This is a genomic window from Pseudomonas sp. 2822-15, assembly GCF_002742515.1.
GTDB classification, from domain to species: Bacteria; Pseudomonadota; Gammaproteobacteria; order Pseudomonadales; family Pseudomonadaceae; genus Aquipseudomonas; species Aquipseudomonas salomonii.
The window spans coordinates 1-340 of record NZ_LJRY01000058.1; the positions used below are offsets into that span (position 1 = coordinate 1).

1 protein-coding gene is annotated in these 340 nt (G+C 38.8%); it reads right to left on the reverse strand.

The genetic code is table 11. The features are described from left to right. Window positions 1–340 (reverse strand): PfkB family carbohydrate kinase (locus AOA59_RS00225; protein ID WP_178076216.1); only part of this gene is annotated, 340 nt, incomplete at both ends.

Here is a 340-nt window from a genome sequence, read left to right on the forward strand (position 1 = left end):
GCTTCCCTTATCTTTTTTCCTTCGGCCACAACGTGTGCTAACCCTGCATTAAATGCATCCCCTGCCCCAGTAGTATCAACAACCTTCACTCGATGGGATTCCTTAACCTTTACGTGACCGTTCTCATCAAGATATGCCGCTCCTTTGGAACCTAATGTCGTTACGATATTCTTCACACCTTTTTTCTCCAGTTCATTCATTGCCTGCTCTAAATTCTCATCATCCACATTTATTCCAGTGTATTGATTTAATTCAGATTCATTAGGTGTAAAAATATCAATGTATTTAAATATTTCATCTGGTAATTGTTTTGCTGGGGCTGGATTTAACACAACAGTTT